Genomic DNA, 17,715 nt, shown 5'->3' with positions numbered 1-17,715 from the left:
TTACGAATGATTGCTACTGCTTGATTAATCAAGCGAGCCTGTGGGTTTTCTGGGTGAACGTAAAAAAACTGGCTCATTGTAATTCCTCATTATCGAGCCTCTCGGCTCTATATTTTTATGGGTTCTCGACTTCGTATTACTGAGTATTATTCAACGAAGGATCTATTCCCCAATCTTTCCAAACTGGTTCGACGCCAGCAGGCAACCATAGGTTCCTTCCTAGCTCCATCCACGGTGATGGGTAGTGAAAATCACTGCCTTGAGAGGCTAATAGTTTGTATTGTATAGCATAATCAGCCAAGTTGCGCCTTTCTTGTTGCGCTTGCTGTGGCTGTGCAACTTCCATCGCATCACCACCCGCTTCGACAAACGCTGCTAGAAGACGCTTAATCCACTTCGCTGTCAACTTATATCTACCAGGATGCGCTAATACCGCCATTCCACCAGCCGCATGGATAGCATCAACCGCATCCTTCATCGAACACCAATTCGGTGGTACATAACCTGGGTTATTACGCGTTAGGTATTTTTTAAACACCATTTGCATGGTTTTTGCGTAACCATTATCTACCAACCATTTCGCGAAATGCGCTCTTGTCACTGGAGCATCACCGGCGATTTGCCTTACCTCTTCAAGCACACCTACTCGAGTTGCTTTTTGTAGTCGCTCTGCAATTAACTCAGATCGTGTTATGCGATGCTGCTTCTGCTGTTCTATGAGGGCAGATAATTGTTCATTTTCCGGATCGATATTCAGGCCGACAATATGAATGTCTTTGTTTTGCCAGACGGTCGATATCTCAATGCCATTGATGATTTTTATCGGCAAATTATTATCTTGAACGTATTGCTTAGCTAACGCCAAACCGTCAACCGTATCGTGATCAGTGATCGCCAAAACCTCGATATCAAAACTCAGCGCCCTTTCCACTAAATCTTTAGGCTCTAACCGACCGTCCGATGCAGTGGTGTGACTATGTAAATCAATTCTCATATTTTTATCGTTTTAATGCCGTTTTGGGGTTGACTTTTTACTCTCGCACTAGTTAACTAGTACACAAATACAAAGTACGTAATTTAAGGTTCACCATGTTACAAGAATTTAACCAAAACCAAAAAGCGAAAGTTGCGGTTTGTCTTAATAAGGCAAACTCATCAGATCTTGCTTGGTGGCGCACTTGGACTAGTTCTTGGTGGGCAAACGTATACTTCTAGTTTATAGAACCAAACGTTGTAAAGCCCGCTACTTAAGCGGGCTTTTTTGTTTTGTTGCTCATTTCACATTCAACTGCCTAAACATTAATCGAATATAGCCAACTCTAGATTGGGAGAACGTTTGCTTTATGCGACTATGTACGGCAGGAAGATTTAAACAGCTACAAGGAGGTCTTGTGAACAAGGCCATTGAAATTAAGAAACTTGGACAGCTTGAAGTGCTAACGGCTTCCGTCCCTTATACTCAAGACCCGACTCGCTTGTTCCACACACTATGTGAGAACAAAACTGACAGCCTATTGCTGGAATCTGCTGAGATCGATTCAAAGCAAAATTTAAAATCCCTGCTGATCGTAGATTCAGCGGTTCGCATTGTTTGCTTCGGCCATACCGTTAGCATGCACGCCTTGACCAATAACGGTAAAAACCTACTGTCTCACCTAAACCAGAACATCCGCGGTGACGTTGAGAGCAAGTTCGATGGCGAAACGCTAACTTTGGAGTTTAACCAGCCATGCGACACGTTAGATGAAGACTCTCGTCTACGTGAAGCCTCTTCTTTCGATGCGTTGCGTTTGGTTCAGCATAGTTTTGATATTTCACAGCAAGACAAACACGCGATTTTCCTTGGTGGTCTGTTTGCCTACGACTTAGTCGCAAACTTCGAGCCGCTTGGTAATGCCGAAGCAACAAACCAGTGTCCAGATTACGTTTTCTACGTCGCGGAAACACTACTTGTTGTCGACCATCAAACGGAATCTTGCCAGCTTCAAGCGACGTTGTTTGTTGATGGTTCAGAGAAAACAGCGTTAGAGACTCGTATTGCAGAAATTAGCGCCCAGTGTGCAGCGCCAAAACTGTTGCCGAGTGCAGAGCAAATAACAGATGTAACGGTAGAACCTAGCGTGTCTGATGCAGACTTCTGCCAAACTGTTCGCGACTTAAAAGAGTTCGTAGTGAAAGGCGATGTATTCCAAGTTGTACCATCTCGCCGATTCATTCTACCTTGCCCTTCTCCACTAGCGGCTTACAAAGAACTGAAACAAAGTAACCCAAGCCCTTACATGTTCTACATGCAAGATGAGCTGTTCACTCTGTTTGGCGCATCACCAGAAAGTGCGCTTAAGTACGAAACCGACACTAACCAAATTGAAATCTACCCAATCGCAGGCACTCGCCGCCGCGGTAAGCGCCCTAACGGCGAGATTGATTTCGACCTAGATAGCCGCATCGAACTTGAACTGCGTACCGACATGAAAGAAAACGCAGAGCACATGATGTTGGTTGACTTAGCACGTAACGACGTCGCTCGTATTGCTCAAGCTGGCACTCGCCACGTAGCAGACCTTCTAAAAGTCGACCGCTACAGCCACGTAATGCACTTGGTATCTCGTGTGGTTGGTCAACTGCGTGAAGACCTAGACGCGCTACACGCATACCAAGCATGTATGAACATGGGCACGCTCACTGGTGCACCAAAGATTCGTGCCATGCAGTTGATTCGTGATGTAGAAGGCGCACGACGCGGTAGCTACGGCGGTGCTGTGGGTTACCTCACTGGCGAAGGTACATTAGATACTTGTATCGTGATCCGCTCAGCGTACGTTGAAAACGGTATTGCTCAAGTTCAAGCTGGTGCTGGCGTGGTGTTCGACTCTGATCCACAAGCGGAAGCAGACGAAACGCGCGGCAAAGCACAAGCGGTAATCTCTGCTATCCAAGCAGCTCATAAGTCACAATAAGGAATAGGGTTCAGAGATGGCTAATATCATTTTTATCGACAACTTTGACTCGTTCACCTACAACCTTGTGGATCAATTCCGCTCGCTAGGTCACTCAGTCAAGATTTACCGAAACAACATCCCAGCAGAAACCATTGAACAAGCGGTAAACGAGCTTGAAAACCCAGTGGTTCTGCTATCGCCAGGCCCAGGCGCACCGTCAGAGGCAGGCTCAATGCCAGAGCTTATCCAACGCATGAAAGGCAAAGTGCCGATGATCGGGATTTGTCTTGGTCACCAAGCGATTGTTGAAGCATACGGCGGCACCGTTGCTGGCGCAGGCGAAATCATTCACGGTAAGGTCTCTATGATGGAGCACCAAAACCATGCGATTTACCAAAACCTACCATCACCACTTGCGATTGCACGTTACCACTCGCTGGTTGCGACCAAGGTTCCTGAGAGCCTAACCATCACAGCAGAAGTGGATGACTTGGTAATGTCTGTTGTACATGAAGAAGATAAAGTTTGCGGGTTCCAATTCCACCCGGAATCTATTATGACGACCTACGGAGCAACACTGTTGGCCAATGCCATTGAATGGGCACTTGAAGAACAAACTTCAGCGAACCCACTCACTGCTTAAAAAGCACTTGGCACATAAGAAATTTAGGAGAGGAAATATGGAAGCAATCATCAACCCTATTATTACCAAACTGTACGAGCAAGAATCGCTTACTCAGGAAGAGAGCCAACAGCTATTCGACATCATTATCCGTGGTGAACTAGATCCAATTTTGATGGCGTCAGCGCTGACTGCACTAAAAATCAAAGGCGAAACGCCAGACGAAATTGCAGGCGCGGCAAAAGCACTGCTGGCAAACGCAAACCCATTCCCTCGTCCAGATTATGATTTCGCGGATATCGTAGGTACTGGCGGCGACGGTCACAACACCATCAACATTTCAACCACTGCGGCGTTTGTTGCTGCAGCATGTGGTCTAAAAGTAGCGAAACACGGTAACCGCAGCGTTTCAAGCAAATCTGGTTCTTCTGATCTTCTTGATTCATTTGGTATCAACCTAGCTATGAGCGCAGAAGATACGCGCAAAGCGGTAGACGATATCGGTGTTGCTTTCCTATTTGCACCTCAATACCACGGTGGTGTGCGCCATGCGATGCCAGTGCGTCAAACCATGAAAACACGCACCATCTTTAACATTCTTGGCCCACTGATTAACCCTGCTCGTCCTAACATCGAATTGATGGGCGTTTACAGTGAAGAACTGGTTCGTCCTATCGCAGAAACCATGCTACAAATGGGTATGAAGCGCGCCGCTGTAGTACACGGCAGTGGTTTGGACGAAGTAGCAATTCACGGTGAAACAACCGTTGCCGAAATCAAAGACGGTAAGATCACAGAATACAAATTAACGCCTGCAGACTTCGGTCTAGAAGCGCACCCACTAGAAGCAATCAAAGGTGGCGATCCTGAAGAAAACAAAGCGATCATTACCAATATTCTGACGGGTAAAGGGACAGACGCACAATTGGGCGCAGTGGCAGTAAACGTTGCTCTGCTAATGCGTCTATTCGGCCACGAAGATTTAAAAGCCAACACGCAACAAGCGATTGAGGCAATGAATTCAGGCAAGGCGTACCAATTGGTACAACAACTTGCCGCACACGCTTAAGGAATTGAAGAAGATGACTGACTTCAACACTCAGCAAGCTAACAACCTGTCTGAACACGTTTCTAAGAAAGAAGCAGAAATGGCAGAAGTACTGGCGAAAATTGTCCGCGACAAATATCAGTGGGTAGCAGACCGTAAGGTGTCTCAACCGCTAAGCACATTTCAGTCTGATTTGCTGCCATCGGACCGCAGCTTCTACGATGCTCTGAGTGGCGAAAAGACGGCATTCATCACCGAATGTAAGAAGGCATCTCCTTCTAAAGGTTTGATTCGTGATCACTTCGACTTGGATTACATTGCATCGGTTTACAACAACCACGCAGATGCAATTTCAGTCCTAACAGACGAAAAGTACTTCCAAGGCAACTTTGACTTTCTTCCTCAAGTGCGCGGTCAAGTCAAACAACCCGTTCTGTGCAAAGACTTCATGGTAGATACCTACCAAGTTTACCTAGCACGTCATTACAGTGCTGATGCCGTGCTACTGATGCTTTCTGTCCTTAATGACGAAGAGTACAAAGCACTAGAGGAAGCAGCGCACAGCCTGAACATGGGTATCTTGACCGAAGTCAGCAACGAAGAAGAGCTTCATCGTGCAGTTAAGCTAGGCGCACGCGTTATCGGCATTAATAACCGTAACCTTCGCGACCTAAGTACTGATTTGAATCGTACTAAAGAACTGGCACCGACAATTCGCGAACTGGCTCCTAACGCAACAGTAATCTCAGAATCTGGCATTTATACACATCAACAAGTTCGTGATTTAGCGGAATACGCAGACGGCTTCTTGATTGGTAGTTCACTGATGGCGGAAGACAACCTAGAGCTTGCAGTACGCAAAGTGACGCTGGGCGAAAATAAAGTCTGTGGCTTAACGCACCCAGATGACGCAGCGAAAGCGTACCAAGCTGGTGCGGTATTTGGTGGTCTGATTTTTGTCGAGAATTCGAAGCGTGCGGTCGACCTTGAAGGTGCGCGCTTAACCATGAGCGGTGCTCCACTTAACTACGTAGGCGTGTTCCAAAATCACGATATCGATTTTGTTGCTTCTGTCGTGACCTCTTTGGGTTTAAAAGCGGTGCAACTGCACGGTCAAGAAGACCAAGCTTACGTTAATCAGCTAAAAGCAGAGCTACCAGCATGTGTTGAAATCTGGAAAGCTTACGGTGTGACAGATGCGAAGCCAGAACTGCTTTCGGACAACATTGACCGTCACCTATTAGATGCGCAAGTTGGCACTCAAACAGGTGGAACCGGACAAGTGTTCGACTGGTCACTGATCGGCGACCCAAGTCAAATTATGCTAGCGGGCGGACTGTCGCCAGAAAATGCTCAACAAGCAGCGACACTAGGTTGCTTGGGATTAGATTTAAACTCTGGTGTAGAAAGCGCACCAGGCAAAAAAGATTCACAGAAGTTGCTTGCGGCATTCAGCGCCATTCGCAACTACTAAAGCTGGATATCAGCTAAAAAATTTAAAGCTATTCGTAGCGAAAAATACGAGAAGGAATATAACGATGGCAAAACTGAATGCCTACTTTGGCGAATACGGCGGTCAGTACGTTCCGCAAATTCTAGTTCCAGCATTGGAGCAACTAGAGCAAGCGTTTATCGACGCGCAAGAAGATCCAGAATTCCGTAGTGAATTTATGACCCTTCTGCAAGAGTATGCGGGCCGCCCAACGGCTTTGACTCTAACTCGTAACCTAACCAAAGGTACGAAAACCAAACTGTACCTAAAACGTGAAGACCTACTTCACGGTGGCGCGCACAAGACCAACCAAGTGTTAGGTCAAGCGCTGCTTGCGAAACGCATGGGTAAAAACGAAATCATCGCAGAAACAGGTGCAGGCCAACACGGTGTTGCAACCGCACTAGCGTGTGCACTACTTGGCCTTAAGTGCCGCGTTTACATGGGTGCAAAAGACGTTGAGCGTCAAAGCCCGAACGTATTCCGTATGAAGCTAATGGGCGCAGAAGTCATTCCTGTCCACTCGGGTTCAGCGACACTTAAAGATGCATGTAACGAAGCGCTGCGCGACTGGTCTGCAACTTATGAAGACGCGCACTACCTACTAGGTACAGCGGCAGGTCCTCACCCATTCCCAACCATCGTGCGTGACTTCCAACGCATGATTGGTGAAGAAACGAAGAATCAGATTTTGGCACGTGAAGGTCGTCTTCCTGATGCGGTTATCGCATGTGTGGGCGGTGGTTCAAACGCGATTGGTATGTTTGCTGACTTCATCGAAGAAGAAAGCGTTCGCCTAATTGGTGTTGAGCCAGCAGGTAAAGGTATCGATACTGACCAGCACGGTGCACCACTTAAACATGGTAAAACGGGTATCTTCTTTGGTATGAAAGCGCCATTGATGCAAGATCCAAACGGTCAGGTTGAAGAGTCATACTCTGTCTCTGCTGGTCTTGATTTCCCTTCAGTTGGTCCACAGCACGCACATCTAAACGCAATTGGCCGTGCTGAATATGACAACGTGACGGATGATGAAGCACTAGAAGCATTCCAAGAAATTGCGCGTCACGAAGGTATCATCCCTGCTCTAGAATCTTCTCACGCACTGGCTCATGCACTGCGTATGGCTCGTGAGAATCCAGAAAAAGAGCAATTATTGGTCGTTAACCTATCAGGTCGTGGTGACAAAGACATCTTCACCGTACACGCCATCTTAGAAGAAAAAGGAGCAATCTAATGAGCCGTTATGAAAAGATGTTTGAGCGCCTAAACGAAAAGAACCAAGGCGCATTTGTACCGTTCGTAACGGTTTGCGATCCAAACGCCGAGCAGTCTTACAAAATCATGGAAACACTGGTCGAGTCTGGCGCAGATGCCCTTGAACTCGGTATTCCATTTTCAGATCCTCTTGCGGATGGCCCGACTATCCAAGGTGCGAACATTCGTGCTCTAGATTCAGGCGCAACACCGGATATCTGCTTCGAACAAATTGGCAAGATCCGAGCTAAGTACCCAGAGCTACCTATTGGCCTTCTGATGTACGCGAACCTTGTTTACTCTCGTGGTATCGAGAACTTCTATGAGCGTTGTGCAAAAGCAGGCATCGATTCTGTTTTGATTGCAGACGTACCAACTAATGAAAGTACTGAGTTCGTTGCGGCTGCAGAGAAGTTTGATATTCACCCAATCTTCATCGCACCACCAACGGCAAGTGATGAAACACTGAAGCAAGTATCAGAGTTAGGTGGCGGCTACACTTACCTACTCTCTCGTGCAGGTGTTACTGGCGCAGAAACCAAAGCAAACATGCCTGTAGGTCATATGCTGGATAGACTGAACCAATTTGATGCACCACCAGCGCTACTTGGTTTTGGCATCTCTGAGCCAGCACAGGTGAAACAAGCACTAGAATCTGGCGCCGCTGGTGCAATTTCTGGTTCAGCCGTGGTCAAAATCATTGAAGCGAACGTTGAGCAGCCACAAATTATGCTCGACAAGCTAGGTGAATTCGTTTCTGCAATGAAAGCTGCCACTCAAAAATAATTTCAGTTTGATATGACACAACAACGCCCGCTTAACATTATGTTTAGTGGGCGTTTTCTTACTATCGCGTTTATACCACGTCATTTTTTGTTCAACGCCCGCACTTTCCAAATCTATCTCAAGCAGAGCACTCAAAGAGTGTTAAGCTTGGGTAACTTAACTAACTCAATAAAGCAATGTGCAGTAAGGTTGCTACATGGAAGAAGTCAAAACACTGCTAGCCAAATGTCCAGTACTATCAGGGCTGCCAGATAAAGGGCTTAGTGAAGCAGCGCAAATGACTAAGGTTCGCTGCTTCGACGAAAAAGCACTGATTTGCAATAAAGGTGCGCTTCAATCTTCTCTTATGGTCATAGCTCAAGGTGCAGTGAGAGTGAACTCAATTAGTTCAAAAGGTAAAGAAGTCACACTGATGATTTTCGAAGCTGGTGGCTGGTTTGGAGACAATGTTTTTTCTCCCGGTATGCCTCGTATTTTTGGTGCGACCGCGCATTCGGACGTGACTGTAATGGAGCTTCCTGGAGATAAATTTCGCCAGTTACTCGCCAAATACCCTCAAAGTTACCCCACTATACTCGACTTACTTAGCCGCCGTTTATGGTCTGCTATTTCTGTTATCGAAGATGACGCGATTAGAGGAATTGAAGAACGAGTCGCCAAAAGGTTGCTGCTGCTTGCTGAATACCAACTTAATCAAGCGATCGATACTCGACCATGCGTTGTCAGGGTAACAAGAGAACATATCGCTAACATGATGGGGCTAACTCGTCAGAGTGTACACAAGATACTAAAACGATTAGAAAGTATCGGGATGCTAGAGCTAAACTATGGCTCAGTAACCATTACCAATCCGAAGCGCTTAGAAGAATACTTTAAAGAACTCGAGCAATAGATCCATTCAACAAACGGCAAGTATTGTCTAACGATAGCTAAAAAACTTATGCATCTAGTTGGTTAAAAGCACAACACCATTTGCGCTTAGGCAAGTGGCGCTGTGACACAAAAACCATTGAATTGACTAAGCTATATTCAATTCAGATTTCAACTCACGTTTCAAAATCTTTCCTGTCGCACTCATCGGGAGGTGTTCACGAATTTCGACATAACGAGGATATTTAAACGAGGCTAATTGCTCTTTACCCCACTTATGTAATGAATCGGCGTCAATGTATTCTTTTGGTTTAAGTACAACGTAGGCTTTTATCTCTTCGCCATACTCTTCATTTGGAATCCCTATCACCGCTACCATTGAAACTGCAGGATGAGTCATGAAAACTTCTTCAATTTCTCTGGGATAAACATTAAATCCACCTCGAATGATCAGATCTTTCATTCTATCGACAATAAATAAATTACCTGAACTGTCAAAGCGGCCCACATCACCAGTATGGAACCAACCATTTTGTAGCGCAGATTCAGTAACTTCTGGGCGGTCAAGATATCCCTTCATAACATTATGACCACGCACAACAATCTCACCTTCTTCGCCTATCGGTAGTGCATTACCTTCAATATCGATAACTTTTACTTCGACACCTTGAACCGGTTGACCTACCGAGCCTGGTATACGCTCCTGATCCAAATGATTAAAACATGCAATAGGACTTGTCTCCGAAAAGCCGTACCCTTCTAAGATCGGCACATTAAATGTTTCTTCAAAGGTTCCGAAAGATTTCGGTTGGCAATGACGCACCACCGCTTACTGCAACACGCAATGACGAGGTATCAAATTGATGCTGCACATGAAGCAGACCGATGTACATCGTTGGCACACCAGCAAATATCGTCACCCTATGTTTTTCCACCAGCTCAAGAACATGTTTAGGCTCAAACCTAGGCACCAACACCAATGTTGCCCCGCCCAAAACACTAGCATTTAAGTGGACGGTTTGACCAAATGTATGAAATAAAGGCAAAGTTACTAAGTGAATATCATCGGCCTGGCTGCCCATAATATTTTGTGCCACCAGAGCGTTCATTATGATGTTCTGCTGAGTCAGCTCAGCGCCTTTTGGTAAGCCTGTCGTCCCTGATGTATACAAAATCACACAAGTATCATCCGCATTACGCGGTATATAATCCGGCAACGGTTGGACATCGGCTATAAACGCATTGAGAGTTATTACACCATTCCAATAGCTTTCATCTTGAGATTGAGTCAATACGACTATGCCTTCGCATGTATCGACTTGTTCAAAGGCTTTGACACCCTCTTTTGCCATTGGCAGTTCTTTCGTCCCTTCAAAGCAGAAATAAAACTTCGCTTTTGAATCTTCTAAGTGATACTTAATTTCTCGCGCTTTCAAAAGCACATTTAATGGGACTGCAACCGCGCCAGCTTTTTGTATTGCATAATAAACAAACGCGAAAAAAGGAATGTTTGGGCATGAAATCGCAACGCGGTCACCTGGCTTTACGCCTTTATTGATTAAAGACGCTGCGATCTTGCCGGCGATCGCATCAAACTGCGCATAATTTATCTTTTCAGCGCCACATATCAACGCCGTTTTATCTGGTTTACTCGCAGCATTTCTTTGTAACGCAGCAGCAAGATTCATCATAGTCTCTTCACCTCTTACTTGTCTTTCTCGTCTAATCAGCTCAGGAGCATTAACTAAGCAAGTTATCTCTAACACTGGATCGTCAGCATTTGAGTCTCACTAGTCATTACCATTTAACATTATGTTTACAACGCAATTAGAGCCAAGAATGTAAAGCAATTAACATTTCAGAAGACAAATTAATAAAAGTGTGAGCTTGAAAGAGATGAATTGTTATAAATATCAACCCAAGCCACTAAAAACTCTGACTGCAATAGCAAATACAAAAGCGGTTAAAATTAACAAAAAGAAAACAAATAAAGAAAAATAAACTTGAACAATCCTAAGCGCGACCCTTATAAGAAAAATCAATAGCAAACGTTTGCTATTGAACAAAACTTTATCGTTCGTCAAGAAAATATCGATTAATCCATCAATAATACCTTGCTGCATATTGCCAATTGTAAACGATAAGTGTAAAAAGCAAGGCGAGATAATTATCCGTAAATCCATTTATGGTTAGTGGGTAATTTTAGGATTTTACATTTTATTAGCACAGAGGTTATGGAAGTGTTAAAAGAAAAGAGTTTGCTAAACAACATTGGCGTACAAGTCGTAATCGCCATGATCGTGGGCACAGCCGTTGGTGCCATGATGGGTCATGATGCGACAGTGTTCGCTCCTTTAGGTGCTATCTTTATCAACTTAATCAAAATGTTGGTTATTCCTTTGGTCGCTGTAGCCTTGATTTCTGGCGCCGCTGGTCTTGGGAACAGCCAGTCAGCAGGTAAAGTTGGTGTCGTCACTCTAGGTTATTTTGGTTTAACATCCGCCCTAGCCGTTGCGCTTGCACTATTTATGGGTGAAGTATTCCAACCAGGCATGGGTATCGACGTCTCTGGCGTTGAAGGCATGTTCTCAGCAGAATACGCTTCAAAAGGTGAACTACCTACTTTCTGGGCAACCATCACTGGTATGATCCCAACCAACGTTTTCCAATCACTAAATGAAGCAAACATCCTACAGATCCTCGTTTTCTGTATGTTCTTTGGTATTGCGATTTCTAAGCAAGCAAAAGAACGTCGTGAACCAATCATCAATGGTGTTAACTGCATCGTTGACGCAATGGTTTGGATGATCAACAAAGTAATGATCATTGCACCTATCGGTGTATTTGGTCTGATGGCAGAAGCCGTCGGTACGTTTGGTTTTGGTGCGCTAATGGTGGTGTTTAAACTGTTCGTTGTTTACGTTGCCGCCATCCTAATCTTCGGTTTCATTGTTTACCCAGCAATGGTGCATGTTTTCACGAAGACATCTGCGAAGAAATTCCTGTCTTCAATGAAGAAACCGCAAGCAGTTGCGCTTTCAACAGCGTCTTCTATGGCAACACTGCCTGTCACAATGGATACCTGTGAAAAAGAGCTTGGCGTAAAAAATTCAACTGCATCATTTGTTCTGCCTCTAGGCGCAACGATCAACATGTCAGGTAATGCGATTTACTATGGCTTGGTTGCTATCTTCTTTGCTCAACTGTTCAATATCGATCTAGGCATGGGCGCTTACATTGCAATTATCGTAACGTCTACATTGGGTGCTGTTGGTCAAGCGGGTGTTCCTGGCCCTTCTTTCCTAGTGGTTGCCGTGCTTCTTGCCGCTGGCATTCCAATTGAAGGTCTACCGCTGCTATTCGCTCTTGACCGTATTTTCGATATGATTCGTACAGCACTGAACATCACAGGTGATGCTGCATGTGCAGTTATCGTTGATGCGCTAATTGAAGAAGAAACGGCAGAAGCTGAGCTAAAAAAGCAAGAAGCCTAACCCTTTCTTGAATAGACCAAAAACCGCTCATAATGAGCGGTTTTTTTGTCTTTTCTTGCATTACGTAACTATACAAATAGAAACCGATGGCATAAATTTTTCAAAATGATATAAACCATTACAAAATATAACAAAACGTTAGAACTAGGTTATATCATGAGTCTTGAGCAATCTTTGGGATATCTCACCAAAACAAATTTGCCGATCGAATCAAAGCAGCAGGCACTGGTTGACTCAGTTATTCTTACCCTAACGAAACAAAAACGAGATGCTCTTTTTCAACAGGTTGCTCTGTATCGAATAAAACTGCTTAAATCTCTCTTTCCTAAACACGCATCAAAAAGTCTTTCTGCACTATTTGAGTTAATGGATTATCGAGATTTAGTGCAACATTATCCGACAGGTTTCTCCAAAGAGATTCGTTTACTTGAACAACTTGCCGCAGATTGTTACCCGCATTGGATGGTTTTCTGGTGTCAATGCGAGATCGAAGCAATCAAGCAAAAATATCCTTCAAACGAAGCTGCGATTCCTACTCCGCTTCCGTTTGACGACCACAGCTATACTAGCGTGTTAATTGAAGATATCGCAGATTGCGATCTTGAGGTAATGCTGCCAAATCATGCAGCGTTAATGCCGATTTCCAAAGCGATCACACTGAGTAATCTTGAGCTTTTCGTCCAAGCTGAACAGTGGTTTGAAATCTTGCCTCTTTTATCACTCTCGCAAAAAGGGCAGCACTTTGCGCTCTTGCTCAAATCGTCATCTTCACCAATCATGGTCTCCTCCGCTTTAGTGCAAGGCTGGCATCAACGAAATAACTGGCTCAGTTACTCACCACAGTTTAGTAACGAACAATGGCAGTTTTGCTTTCCTAATCATGGGTACAGTGTTCTCTATCAACTGGGTATTTTGGAGTGTCGTGCTCTAACTCATGAGCACACTCTTATTGGGTTTGATGCTCAGTTTCAATCTCGTGTAAAGAACACTGAAGCGGTTTGCGAAGTACTGCGTCTTACGGTGGGAGGCAACATTCAACAAAAGCTGTATTTTTTGTATCTGGCGCAAAAAACTATGATGAGCGAGCTCTATAAAGCAGGCTATAAGCTCGGCTTTACCATTATTGAGCAAGTATTTATGTTAAATTTCTATCAATCTATTGATTTAAGTGCCTACTTTCACTCAGGATACCGCGACATTAACGGTGACGGTACCAAGACATACCGCGGTTTCTGGAATTTAGGTATGATGGTTGAAGCATTTCAAGACATACAATTTCGCGACTACAAACATTGCGTACGAACAAAAAGAATGGATAAAAAGGTGAATGAGCATGCTTGATGTTCATTTGCACGGTCTCTTTTACCCAAAAGCAATGGCATTGTACGCGACTGTACTAATAGTATTCGCTTGGCTACTGTATTACTGCTATCGCCTAAAACAGAAGAGTGAATCAATCTTAGGCTCGCATCACGCGCCTTACATCGCTTATTCCAGCTGTATCATTGTTTGGATAAGCAGCAACGCCTATTTCCATACCGATTTATTGCCAGAATTAGGCTCTGTTGGTGGTATTTTTATGGCTAAGTTAGCGAACTTAGCGTCTTTTTTCGCCTTTGCGTTTGCATTCTATTTTTCTTGCCAGTTAACCGCAGATGTTAAAAAAACAGCGGTCAAAGTCTGGCAAAAAGTCGTCTTTGTCGCACTAGCAACGTATTCACTGTACATCAACTTAGTGCCGAATCTTACTGTCGAAAATGTCACCATTAGTGGTCCAAGCCAGTTCGTCATTGAATTTGGCCCACATACCTCATATTTTTTCATTAGTTTGCTAGCTTTCGTGGTACTAACGCTGCTTAACTTGATTGCCATGCGCGCGAACAGCAGCAAGCTCACGCTAGCAAAAAGCAACTATATGATAGCTGGCATTTTGGTATTCATGTTATCTACGGCAGTGATACACCTTGGAATGACGTATTTCCTTGGCGACTTCTCCCTAACTTGGTTACCACCAGCACTTTCAATCAGCGAAATGTTGTTTGTGGGCTATGCCCTACTTACCTCTCGCTTCTACAGCGCTAAATATCTCACGTACTTAACGGTAAGCGCGCTCTTAGTCTGCGCCATTTTTGTTCTGCCGCTAGGGGCGATATTTATTCCTATCTCTGAAGATAACCAATGGCTTGTTGCGGTACCTTTATGTGCGCTTATCGGTATCACTTGGCACTTGCTTTTTAAGCGAGTCAGTCGTTACGCTTCGTATTTTATTTATGGGAAACGACACACTCCCGTTCAGCAAATCCTTGGGTTAGAGGAAGAGTTTAAACGCTCAATAGATGATGCTATGCATCAGTTGGCATCGTTACTTAACATACCAAACAACAAGCTGCAGCTAGTCACTAGCAATTACACAGAAACGTTTTACGAAGAGTACCTGCCGTCAAGCAAGTCAGTTCTCGTGCTAGATGAGTTGTCTGAAGAAATTGATTATGCCTCCTCTTCTAAAGGGTCGATGAGAAAGCTCTACGAGCGTATGCGCTCAAGCAATACTGCGCTCGTTATGCCTCTCTTCGGTCGTGGAAAATCTGTTACTCACTTGCTGATTTCTTCACATAAAATAGATAATAAGCTGTTTTCTAATGAAGAAATCTCAGCTCTGCAAACGTTATTAGTTCGCATCCAGAGCACCATTGAAGCCGATAGAAAGGTACGCCAAAGCCGTGCGCTGGCTAACTCCATTGCACATGAAATGCGTAACCCTCTCGCTCAAGTACAATTACAATTTGAAGCTTTAAAACAGCATATAGAGTCAAACGCCTCACTGGATACGCTAAAAAGAGAAATTGATAAAGGTGAAGCCGCTATACAACGCGGTCGACAACTTATCGATATTATTTTACGAGAAGTTAGCGACAGTTCACCAGAGCATGAGCCTTTAGCTCTCACTTCCATACATAAAGCCATCGACCAAGCAGTAAGCCGTTATGGTTTTGAAAACGATCAAATAATAGAGAGAATTAACCTGCCACAGGCACACGATTTTGTCGCGAAGTTAAATGAGACCCTGTTTAACTTTGTCATTTTCAATTTGATTCGTAACGCTATCTACTATTTTGATTCTTATCCCGACAGTCAAATTGAGATTCGTACCCAGACGGGGGCTTACGAAAACATTCTGATCTTCCGAGATAGTGGGCCAGGTATAGATAGCAGTATCTTACACAAGATATTTGATGACTTTTTCTCGTATCAAAAAAGCGGAGGCAGTGGCTTAGGTTTGGGCTATTGCCAACGTGTTATGCGCTCCTTCGGAGGACGAATAGAGTGCCAGTCTGAATTGAACGAGTTCACAGAATTCTACTTGTATTTCCCAGTCGTACCAAACGCACCAAAACCAGAGACATTAAGAGCACCGGACTTTGATAGCTGGAAAGCAACTCCATCACATTCTGAAAATCATTCAGCTCAACACGTACAAGTATGTAAAGATGCACCAACAGTGCTCATTGTTGATGACAAAGAGGTGCAACGCACCTTGGTACAGATGTATTTAAAAAGATTGGGAGTCAACAGCTTACAAGCAAATAATGGAGCCTCTGCGGTAGAACTATTCCACTCTCACAAGATTGATCTCGTTCTTATGGATGTCCAAATGCCGGTAATGAATGGATTTGACGCAAGCCAACGGATTAAGCAAATCACATCCTCCGTTCCAATCATTGCCTTATCTGGTGAGTCTGGAGCTAGAGAGTTGGAGCTAATTTCGAAACTCATGGATGACAGACTCGAAAAGCCCACCACGTTAAATGCACTTCAAGTCGTCATCCAAAGATGGTTACAGAACGAGAATTTTGCACCTTCCAACACTTTTTAATCTGCAAATATAGAATTGGCACTAGATGTGCATTATTGGAGTAAATCGAATTATCCAGAAGGTCAAGCAGGCTGCAAAAGAGTAGCGTATGAGCTTGATAAGGAGATCGCCATGTTACTTCATCGACATACATACTACGGCTTGATTCATCATGGAATCAAAACACTGTTACTTGATCGCTTAGGCCACTATACAGAAGAAGAGTATCATCAATATCTGAGCCTGATGACAGGTAAATCCACTTGCTTCACGATGTCTCTCGAAGAGCTAGAAGCAACGGTCGATAACTTACTACGGGAAGGCTATTTAGAAGATGTAAAAACGCTTATTTCCCAATATCAACGTGTGGCTTAAGGTTTAAAACTCTCAACTCTATTGCCGCTTCACGCGGCAATTTTTATTCCTTCCATATGCTGTTTCGACATGGAAGAATCTTGCGGTCTATACGATATACTAAGCGTTACTATTCTTACCTTAACTTCCTCAGTATTCACATCTTGTCAGATTCCGTTAGACTGTCTTCAATTCAATAATTAGGTAGATTTTGCCATCATGAAGCAGATCCTAGACTTTATACCACTCATCATTTTCTTCGCTTTATACAAGCTGTACGACATCTACGTGGCGACAGGTGCACTGATCGTAGCAACAGCCATTCAGCTTGTCGTCACCTACGCGCTGTATAAGAAAGTCGAAAAGATGCAACTAATAACATTTGTTATCGTCACTACCTTCGGCGGCATGACCCTTTTCTTCCACGACGACAATTTTATAAAGTGGAAAGTCACCATCATTTACGCGATTCTGGCGATTGGCTTAGCAGTGAGCCACGCATTGGGAAAATCAGCCATCAAAGGTATGCTAGGCAAGGAAATTACGTTACCTGACGCTGTTTGGGCAAAGATTAACTGGGCTTGGGTTGGCTTCTTCTCATTCTTCGCTGGCCTAAATATTTATATTGCTTACGAATTGCCGTTGGATGTTTGGGTTAACTTCAAAGTATTTGGAATGTTGATCGCGACATTTGCCTACATGATTGCGACTGGCTTTTACATTTATAAACACATGCCAAAAGAACAAAAAAATAACTCATCCGATGTGTCCACTGATGATTAAAAACTCAGTTTTGCTATAATCCGCGACTTCACAGCGACCTTAGGGTCGCTGTTTTGCTCCATGTATCAGTAAACCGCTCAAACAACGTACCGTTTTCAGACCATTCTTGCTGCTGTAAACCAACTTTCTCTGGTCCGGTATCTGCGGTTTTTTAAGGACCTTTGGTTCTAGGTATTTACTATGTTGGCGCTTAGTTTGAGCGCCTTTAAGATTTAGG

At 44.2% G+C, this 17,715-nt stretch carries 14 protein-coding genes, 2 pseudogenes and 1 other annotated feature; of the genes and pseudogenes, 13 read left to right on the top strand and 3 right to left on the bottom strand.

Annotated elements, in window-relative coordinates; genetic code table 11:
- Positions 1-77 (bottom strand): annotated as a pseudogene (locus R7E00_RS06765) (threonylcarbamoyl-AMP synthase); the annotation flags it as partial.
- A gap of 59 nt (positions 78-136) precedes the next feature.
- Positions 137-994 (bottom strand): RNase RNM, encoded by an 858-nt coding sequence (rnm, locus tag R7E00_RS06760; protein ID WP_005386777.1) that lies wholly within the window; start codon positions 992-994, stop codon positions 137-139.
- A 95-nt stretch (positions 995-1,089) separates the two neighbouring features.
- Here rnm and R7E00_RS06755 point away from each other — a divergent pair, with 95 nt between their 5' ends.
- From R7E00_RS06755 to R7E00_RS06720, 8 genes are all read left to right on the top strand, one after another.
- Positions 1,090-1,215 carry a trp operon leader peptide gene (locus tag R7E00_RS06755; protein WP_005376787.1) on the top strand — a complete coding sequence of 42 codons (126 nt, stop codon included), beginning with the start codon at positions 1,090-1,092 and terminating at the stop codon, positions 1,213-1,215.
- Positions 1,162-1,265 (top strand) — a sequence feature (Trp leader region). It overlaps the preceding gene by 54 nt.
- 126 nt (positions 1,266-1,391) lie before the next feature.
- Positions 1,392-2,957, top strand: coding sequence for an anthranilate synthase component 1 (locus R7E00_RS06750; RefSeq protein ID WP_130545108.1), 1,566 nt, complete (start codon positions 1,392-1,394; stop codon positions 2,955-2,957).
- A gap of 16 nt (positions 2,958-2,973) precedes the next feature.
- The gene (locus tag R7E00_RS06745; protein ID WP_005434961.1) at positions 2,974-3,582 is read left to right on the top strand and encodes an aminodeoxychorismate/anthranilate synthase component II; all 609 of its coding nucleotides are present in this window, start codon (positions 2,974-2,976) and stop codon (positions 3,580-3,582) included.
- Positions 3,583-3,619: 37 nt separating this feature from the next.
- Positions 3,620-4,630 carry an anthranilate phosphoribosyltransferase gene (gene trpD / locus R7E00_RS06740; protein ID WP_017635721.1) on the top strand — a complete coding sequence of 337 codons (1,011 nt, stop codon included), beginning with the start codon at positions 3,620-3,622 and terminating at the stop codon, positions 4,628-4,630.
- Positions 4,631-4,643: 13 nt separating this feature from the next.
- The gene (gene trpCF, locus R7E00_RS06735; RefSeq protein ID WP_222712503.1) at positions 4,644-6,083 is read left to right on the top strand and encodes a bifunctional indole-3-glycerol-phosphate synthase TrpC/phosphoribosylanthranilate isomerase TrpF; all 1,440 of its coding nucleotides are present in this window, start codon (positions 4,644-4,646) and stop codon (positions 6,081-6,083) included.
- 64 nt (positions 6,084-6,147) lie between these two features.
- On the top strand, positions 6,148-7,338 hold the full coding sequence (gene trpB / locus R7E00_RS06730) for a tryptophan synthase subunit beta (RefSeq protein WP_005445041.1): 1,191 nt from the start codon (positions 6,148-6,150) through the stop codon (positions 7,336-7,338).
- A complete protein-coding gene (trpA, locus tag R7E00_RS06725) occupies positions 7,338-8,144 on the top strand; it encodes a tryptophan synthase subunit alpha (RefSeq protein WP_054574754.1) in 807 nt (268 codons plus the stop codon). The genes trpB and trpA overlap by 1 nt, the downstream gene beginning before the upstream one ends.
- A gap of 196 nt (positions 8,145-8,340) precedes the next feature.
- A complete protein-coding gene (locus tag R7E00_RS06720; RefSeq protein WP_005376777.1) occupies positions 8,341-9,036 on the top strand; it encodes a Crp/Fnr family transcriptional regulator in 696 nt (231 codons plus the stop codon).
- 126 nt (positions 9,037-9,162) lie between these two features.
- Here R7E00_RS06720 and R7E00_RS06715 read toward each other — a convergent pair.
- A pseudogene (locus tag R7E00_RS06715) lies at positions 9,163-10,705 on the bottom strand (long-chain-fatty-acid--CoA ligase).
- 543 nt (positions 10,706-11,248) lie between these two features.
- Between R7E00_RS06715 and R7E00_RS06710 the strand changes: the two are divergent.
- From R7E00_RS06710 to R7E00_RS06690, 5 genes are all read left to right on the top strand, one after another.
- A complete protein-coding gene (locus R7E00_RS06710) occupies positions 11,249-12,508 on the top strand; it encodes a dicarboxylate/amino acid:cation symporter (protein WP_222712504.1) in 1,260 nt (419 codons plus the stop codon).
- 156 nt (positions 12,509-12,664) lie between these two features.
- Positions 12,665-13,849 (top strand): acyl-homoserine-lactone synthase, encoded by a 1,185-nt coding sequence (locus R7E00_RS06705; RefSeq protein WP_262606220.1) that lies wholly within the window; start codon positions 12,665-12,667, stop codon positions 13,847-13,849.
- Complete coding sequence (locus tag R7E00_RS06700) at positions 13,842-16,382, top strand: hybrid sensor histidine kinase/response regulator (protein ID WP_213907179.1); 2,541 nt, start codon at positions 13,842-13,844, stop codon at positions 16,380-16,382. Before R7E00_RS06705 ends, R7E00_RS06700 begins: the two co-directional genes overlap by 8 nt.
- A 111-nt stretch (positions 16,383-16,493) precedes the next feature.
- Positions 16,494-16,736, top strand: a complete 243-nt coding sequence (locus R7E00_RS06695) for a hypothetical protein (RefSeq protein WP_005376770.1) — start codon at positions 16,494-16,496, stop codon at positions 16,734-16,736.
- A 198-nt stretch (positions 16,737-16,934) separates the two neighbouring features.
- Complete coding sequence (locus tag R7E00_RS06690) at positions 16,935-17,498, top strand: septation protein A (protein ID WP_171344312.1); 564 nt, start codon at positions 16,935-16,937, stop codon at positions 17,496-17,498.
- Positions 17,499-17,715: the final 217 nt, after the last annotated feature.

It is taken from the genome of Vibrio sp. Vb1755, from assembly GCF_033338635.1.
Taxonomy (GTDB): Bacteria; Pseudomonadota; Gammaproteobacteria; order Enterobacterales; family Vibrionaceae; genus Vibrio; species Vibrio alginolyticus.
Note: the sequence above shows the minus strand (reverse complement) of the source record. Positions and strands in the feature narration are given on the sequence as shown.

Bases quoted from the DNA above. Each gene is read 5' to 3' on its own strand.
- rnm (WP_005386777.1), bottom strand. From the start codon at position 994: ATGAGAATTGATTTACATAGTCACACCACTGCATCGGACGGTCGGTTA.
- R7E00_RS06755 (WP_005376787.1), top strand. From the start codon at position 1,090: ATGTTACAAGAATTTAACCAAAACCAAAAAGCGAAAGTTGCGGTTTGT.
- R7E00_RS06745 (WP_005434961.1), top strand. From the start codon at position 2,974: ATGGCTAATATCATTTTTATCGACAACTTTGACTCGTTCACCTACAAC.
- trpD (WP_017635721.1), top strand. From the start codon at position 3,620: ATGGAAGCAATCATCAACCCTATTATTACCAAACTGTACGAGCAAGAA.
- trpCF (WP_222712503.1), top strand. From the start codon at position 4,644: ATGACTGACTTCAACACTCAGCAAGCTAACAACCTGTCTGAACACGTT.
- trpB (WP_005445041.1), top strand. From the start codon at position 6,148: ATGGCAAAACTGAATGCCTACTTTGGCGAATACGGCGGTCAGTACGTT.
- trpA (WP_054574754.1), top strand. From the start codon at position 7,338: ATGAGCCGTTATGAAAAGATGTTTGAGCGCCTAAACGAAAAGAACCAA.
- R7E00_RS06720 (WP_005376777.1), top strand. From the start codon at position 8,341: ATGGAAGAAGTCAAAACACTGCTAGCCAAATGTCCAGTACTATCAGGG.
- R7E00_RS06710 (WP_222712504.1), top strand. From the start codon at position 11,249: ATGGAAGTGTTAAAAGAAAAGAGTTTGCTAAACAACATTGGCGTACAA.
- R7E00_RS06705 (WP_262606220.1), top strand. From the start codon at position 12,665: ATGAGTCTTGAGCAATCTTTGGGATATCTCACCAAAACAAATTTGCCG.
- R7E00_RS06700 (WP_213907179.1), top strand. From the start codon at position 13,842: ATGCTTGATGTTCATTTGCACGGTCTCTTTTACCCAAAAGCAATGGCA.
- R7E00_RS06695 (WP_005376770.1), top strand. From the start codon at position 16,494: ATGTTACTTCATCGACATACATACTACGGCTTGATTCATCATGGAATC.
- R7E00_RS06690 (WP_171344312.1), top strand. From the start codon at position 16,935: ATGAAGCAGATCCTAGACTTTATACCACTCATCATTTTCTTCGCTTTA.